The organism is Streptomyces sp. NPDC028331, from assembly GCF_055565775.1.
This window is the reverse complement of sequence record NZ_JBVHTR010000052.1, coordinates 1-6,098: the sequence shown is the minus strand read 5'-3', so window position 1 is coordinate 6,098 and position 6,098 is coordinate 1. Positions and strand designations below refer to the sequence as shown.

The 6,098-nt window shown below is 70.4% G+C and carries 4 protein-coding genes; all 4 read right to left on the bottom strand.

Features of this window, described 5'->3' with window-relative positions; all coding sequences use genetic code 11:
• A partial coding sequence (gene glgB, locus ACZ4SW_RS36990; protein ID WP_468253479.1) for a 1,4-alpha-glucan branching enzyme occupies positions 1-1,994 on the bottom strand: 1,994 nt, incomplete at its 3' end.
• Between the two features lie 31 nt (positions 1,995-2,025).
• Positions 2,026-3,426, bottom strand: a complete 1,401-nt coding sequence (locus tag ACZ4SW_RS36985) for a maltokinase N-terminal cap-like domain-containing protein (protein WP_468253478.1) — start codon at positions 3,424-3,426, stop codon at positions 2,026-2,028.
• Between the two features lie 87 nt (positions 3,427-3,513).
• Entirely contained in the window at positions 3,514-5,214 is a 1,701-nt protein-coding gene (gene treS, locus ACZ4SW_RS36980; protein WP_468253477.1) for a maltose alpha-D-glucosyltransferase, read from the bottom strand.
• The coding region (locus ACZ4SW_RS36975) for an alpha-amylase family protein (RefSeq protein WP_468253476.1) at positions 5,211-6,098 on the bottom strand (888 nt) is incomplete at its 5' end. The genes treS and ACZ4SW_RS36975, both read right to left, overlap by 4 nt.

Here is a 6,098-nt window from a genome sequence, read left to right as displayed (position 1 = left end):
GCGTTCATCTCCTGCAGGAACGCCACCGCGTCCAGGTTCTCCCGGCCGCCGTGCTCGTTCGGCGTCCACTGGCCCGGTTCGCGGGAGTAGTCCAGGTACAGCATCGAGGCGACCGCGTCCACGCGCAGCCCGTCGATGTGGAACTCCTCGCACCAGTACACCGCGTTGGCGACCAGGAAGTTGCGCACCTCGCGCCGCCCGTAGTCGAACTCCAGCGTCCCCCAGTCGGGGTGCGCGGCGCGCAGCGGGTCCTGGTGCTCGTACAGGGGGCGTCCGTCGAACTCGGCCAGCGCCCAGTCGTCGCGCGGGAAGTGGGCCGGAACCCAGTCCATCAGGACACCGATGCCGGCCCGGTGCAGCGCGTCGACGAGGTACTTGAAGTCGTCGGGGGTGCCCAGGCGGGCGGTCGGCGCATAGAAACCGGTGACCTGATAACCCCAGGACCCGCCGAAGGGATGCTCGGCGATCGGCATCAACTCGACATGGGTGAAACCGAGGTCCTTGACGTAGGCGGGGAGTTGTTCGGCCAGTTGCCGGTACGACAGCCCCGGCCGCCAGGACGGCAGATGCACCTCGTACACCGAGAACGGCGCCTCGTGCACCGGCCGCTCACCCCGCCGGGCCATCCACTCCCCGTCCCCCCAGGTGTGGTGCGAGGCGCACACGATCGAGGACGTGTTCGGCGGGGCCTCCGTGCGGCGGGCCAGCGGGTCGGCGCGCAGTGTCTTCGAGCCGTCGGGGCGGGTGATCTCGAACTTGTACAGCTCGCCCTCGCCGATGCCGGGCACGAACAGCTCCCACACCCCGCTGGAGCCGAGCGAACGCATCGGGAAGCCGGTGCCGTCCCAGAAGTTGAAGCTGCCGGCCACGCGCACGCCCCGCGCGTTCGGCGCCCACACCGAGAAGCGGGTGCCGGCCACGCCCTGGTGGGTCATGGGGTGGGCGCCGAGTGCCTTCCAGAGCTCCTCGTGGCGCCCCTCGCCGATCAGGTGCAGGTCCAGGTCGCCCAGCGTGGGCAGGAAGCCGTAGGCGTCCTCGGTGTCCTGGACCGTGCCCTCGTACTCGACCAACAGCCGGTACGCCGGCACGTCCGCCAGCGGGAGCAGCCCGGAGAAGAAGCCGTCCCCGTCGTCGTGCAGCTCGGTCCGCACGTCCCCGGCGACGACGGTCACGGACAGCGCGTACGGCCTGAAGGCCCGCAGGGCGACACCGCCGGGCACGGGGTGGGCGCCGAGCACGGAGTGCGGGTCGTGGTGGGTGCCGGCCAGCAGCCGCTCCCGGTCCCCGGCCCCGAGAGCGGGCGACACGGCCACGACCGGGGGGTCCGCCGCGGCGGCCTTCTCCGCGGCCACCTTTTTCGCTGCCACCTTCTTCACGGCGGTCGTCTTGGCAGCGGTCGTCTTCGCGGCCACCTTCTTGGCTGCGGTTGTCTTCGCCGCCGTCTTCTTGGCCGCCGTCTTCTTCGTCGCTGTTTTCTCGGCGGGTGCCTTCTTCGCGGGGGCCTTCTCGGCCGGCGCCACCACGGCGGGTGCCTCCGGCGCCGCCACCGCCCTGTCGGAGACGGCCTTGTCCGCCACCGCCTCGTCGACGGCCGTTTCGGCTGCGACCACCTCGGCCGCGGTCGTCTTCGCCGCGGTCTTCTTCGCGGCGACCTTTTTGGCCGCCGTCTTCTTGCCCGCCGTCTTCTCGGCGGGTGCCTTCTTGGCGGGTGCCTTCCTGGCCGGGGCCTCACCGGCCGCCGGTGCCTGCTGCGCGGCGGTGCTCCCGACGGCGGCCGCGGCGGTCCCCGTCGCCTTCGCGGCCGCCTTCTTGGCGACCGCCTTCTTCGCCGTGGTCTTCTTCGCGCCGGTCGCCGCCTTCTTCGCCACCGCCTTCTTCTTCCCGGCCGTCGGCGGCTCGGAGGCAGCCGCTGTCGCCTTCTGCGCACCGGTCGTCGGCCCGGGGCCCTCGGCGCTCTTCTTCGTGCTGTCGTCGGACGGAGGACGGGGAGTCACGGACGGGGCCTCCTCGGCAGGCGATGATGGGTCATGGTGTGGGGCCGGCGGACAGGCGGCGTATCGCCGCCATCGGCACCGGGAGCCAGTCGGGCCGGTGGCGGGCCTCGTACACGACTTCGTAGACGGCCTTGTCCGTCTCGTACGCGCGCAGCAGGACGGGTTCGGTGCGCGGATCGCGCCCGGCGACCTCCGCGTACCCGGAGCAGTAGGCGGCCCGGCACTCCGTGGCCCACTCCGGGTCCGCCGGGACGGCCGAGTACGCCGCATAGTCGAAGGAGCGCAGCATACCGGCGATGTCCCGCGCGACGGGCTGCGGCATCCGGCGCTCGGCCAGCGACTTCGAGGGCTCGCCCTCGAAGTCGATCAACGACCAGGAACCGGACGGCGAGCGCAGGCACTGCCCCAGGTGCAGATCGCCGTGCACCCGCTGGGCGGTCCACACCCGGCCCTCCGCGGCGAGGTCGCCCAGCGCCTCGAACGCGGAGCGCAGCCGCGGCGCGTACGGCCGCAGCGCGGGCACCGCCTGGGCCGCCGCCTCCAGCCGCTCGGTCATGCCGCCGACCAGCAGCTCTGTCTGCGCGTGCCCGAGCGTGACCGTGGGCAGGGCGCGGGCCAGCGCCGTGTGCACCTCGGCCGTCGCCCGCCCGAGCGCCCGCGCCTGGGCGGTGAAACCCTCGCCCTTGGCCAGTTCGCGCAGTGCCAGCTCCCAGCCGTCCGTCGCGCCCCGCACATACGGCTGCAGCACGGCCAGGACGTACGGGTCCTCCAGGTCGTCCACGTCGGCGAGCAGCCAGCCGGCCGGGGCGGGCACCCGGGGGCAGCCCTCGCGCGCCAGTGCCAGCGGGAGTTCCAGGTCGGGGTTGACGCCGGGCAGGACCCGGCGCAGGAGTTTGAGGATGAACGTATCTCCGTAGACGATCGAGGAGTTCGACTGCTCGGAGGTGACCGGCCGAGGGACGAGTCCCTCCCGTATCTCCTGGTGCGTGTCGCCCTCGAAGCGCAGCCGGCCGATGTGGGCGCGGCTGCGGATCGCCTCCAGGAGCACACCGGCCGCCCGCGGGTCGTACAGCGCCTCGTACACGGTCCGCCCGGCCAGCGGGCCGTCCTCGAGATGTCCGATGAGCGCCGGTGCGAGATGCGGTGGCAGCGCCTCGCGGACGCCCAGCAGCAACTGGTAGCAGTCCCCGGGGCGGGGCACGCCGCCCGGCGTCGGGGTGTCCGGCTGGTGTGCCCGCACGAGCAGGTGGACCAGGCCCAGCGCGCCGTCCGGTGGCAGCAGGTCGGTGGCCGCCACCAGGGAGAACCCGGTGACCGGCCGCCCCTTGCCCGCGAACCAGCGCTGCCGCGGCACCCACTCCCGCAGCAGCGGATCGAGGGAGGCGAGCAGGCCGGGGTGGGTCGCGGCGGGACGGGTGGCGGCTTCCGGCATGGCGTGCGTCCTTTCCCCGGGGGCGGACGGAGGGGTACTTGCCTGCGTGCCCCGGTCGGGGCGGTGGAAACCGCCCCGACCGGCCGACTAGGCGGCGTCCTTGCGGAGGCGGAACCAGTAGAAGCCGTGGCCTGCGAGGGTGAGCAGGTAGGGCAGTTCACCGATGGCCGGGAAGCGGACCCCGCCGATCAGTTCCACCGGGTGCCGGCCCGCGAACCGGCGCAGGTCCAGCTCGGTCGGCTGGGCGAACCGGGAGAAGTTGTGCACGCACATCACCAGGTCGTCCCCGTACTCGCGCAGGAACGCCAGGACCGCCGGGTTGGAGGAGGGAAGCTCGGTGTAGGAGCCCAGGCCGAAGGCGGGGTTCTGCTTGCGGATCTCGATCATCCGGCGGGTCCAGTGCAGCAGCGAGGACGGCGACGACATCGACGCCTCCACGTTGGTGACCTGGTAGCCGTAGACCGGGTCCATGATCGTGGGCAGGAACAGGCGGCCCGGGTCGCAGGAGGAGAACCCGGCGTTGCGGTCCGGGGTCCACTGCATCGGGGTACGCACCGCGTCGCGGTCCCCGAGCCAGATGTTGTCGCCCATGCCGATCTCGTCGCCGTAGTACAGGATCGGGCTGCCCGGCAGCGACAGCAGCAGCGCGGTGAACAGCTCGATCTGGTTGCGGTCGTTGTCCAGCAGCGGGGCCAGCCGGCGGCGGATGCCGATGTTGGCGCGCATGCGGGGGTCCTTGGCGTACTCCGCCCACATGTAGTCGCGCTCCTCGTCGGTGACCATCTCCAGGGTCAGCTCGTCGTGGTTGCGCAGGAAGATGCCCCACTGGCAGCCCGAGGGGATCGCGGGGGTCTTGGCCAGGATCTCCGAGACCGGGTAGCGGGACTCACGGCGGACCGCCATGAAGATGCGCGGCATGACCGGGAAGTGGAAGGCCATGTGGCACTCGTCGCCGCCGGACGCGTAGTCGCCGAAGTAGTCGACCACGTCCTCCGGCCACTGGTTCGCCTCCGCCAGCAGCACCTTGTCCGGGTACTGCGCGTCGATCTCCTTACGCACCCGCTTCAGGAACTCGTGCGTCGCCGGAAGGTTCTCGCAGTTCGTTCCCTCCTCGGCGTACAGGTAGGGGACGGCGTCGAGGCGGAACCCGTCGATGCCGAGGTCCAGCCAGAAGCGGAGAGCCGCCAGGATTTCCTCCTGGACGGCCGGGTTCTCGTAGTTGAGGTCCGGCTGGTGGGAGAAGAACCGGTGCCAGTAGTACTGCTTGCGCACCGGGTCGAAGGTCCAGTTGGAGGCCTCGGTGTCGACGAAGATGATCCGGGCGTCCTGGAACTGCTTGTCGTCGTCGGCCCAGACGTAGTAGTCCCCGTAGGGGCCGTCGGGGTTGGCGCGGGACTCCTGGAACCACGGGTGCTGGTCGCTGGTGTGGTTCATCACGAAGTCGATGATCACGCGCATGCCGCGCTGGTGGGCGGCGTCGACGAACTCCACGAAGTCCGCCAGGTCCCCGAACTCCGGCAGGACCGCCGTGTAGTCGGACACGTCGTAACCGCCGTCCCGGAGCGGGGACTTGAAGAAGGGCGGCAGCCACAGGCAGTCGACGCCCAGCCACTGCAGATAGTCCAGCTTCGCGGTCAGCCCCTTCAGGTCGCCCACGCCGTCGCCGTTGCTGTCCTGGAAGGACCTGACCAGGACCTCGTAGAAGACGGCACGCTTGAACCACGACGGGTCGCGCTCCGCGGCGGGAGTGTCCTCGAACGTGTCCGGAACCGGCTCGTTGACGATCATCGTGTGGGTGACCCTCCGATCTGCGGTGAGGACGGTCGCAGGACGGTCAGCACGTGCGCGGGGCTATCGCCCGGCGTGAGACGTACATAGTTGGCCCTGCCCCAGTGGTAGATGACACCGGTGAGCTCGTCGCGCACCGGGACGGTCTCGTGCCACTCGAGCCCGAGTCGCGGCATGTCCAACGAGACCGTCGCCTCCTGGGTGTGGTGAGGGTCGAGGTTCGCGACCACCAGAACCGTGTTCGAACCCGAATGCTTGGAGTAGACGATCACCGGTTCCTTGTCGGCGTGGTGGAAGTGCAGATTGCGCAACTGCCGCAGCGCCGGGCTGTTCCGGCGGATCTCGTTGAGCCTGGTGATCAGGGGCGCGATGCTGCGTCCCTCGCGTTCGGCCGCTTCCCAGTCCCTCGGCCTGAGCTGGTACTTCTCGGAGTCCAGGTACTCCTCGCTGCCTTCCCGCAGCGGCACGTTCTCGCACAGTTCGTAACCCGAGTACACGCCCCACGTCGGCGACAGGGTGGCGGCCAGCACCGCCCGCACCTCGAACGCCGGCCGGCCCCCGTGCTGCAGATACGCGTGCAGGATGTCGGGAGTGTTCACGAAGAAATTCGGCCGCATGTACGCCGCCGCCTCCCCCGACAACTCGCTCAGATACTCCGTCAGCTCCTGCTTCGAATTCCGCCACGTGAAATACGTGTACGACTGCTGGAACCCGATCTTCGCCAGCGTGTGCATCATCGCCGGCCGCGTGAACGCCTCCGCCAGGAAGATCACATCCGGATCCGAGGCATTGACCTCCCCGATCACCCGCTCCCAGAACACCACCGGCTTGGTGTGCGGATTGTCCACCCGGAAGATCCGCACCCCATGCCCCATCCAGAACCG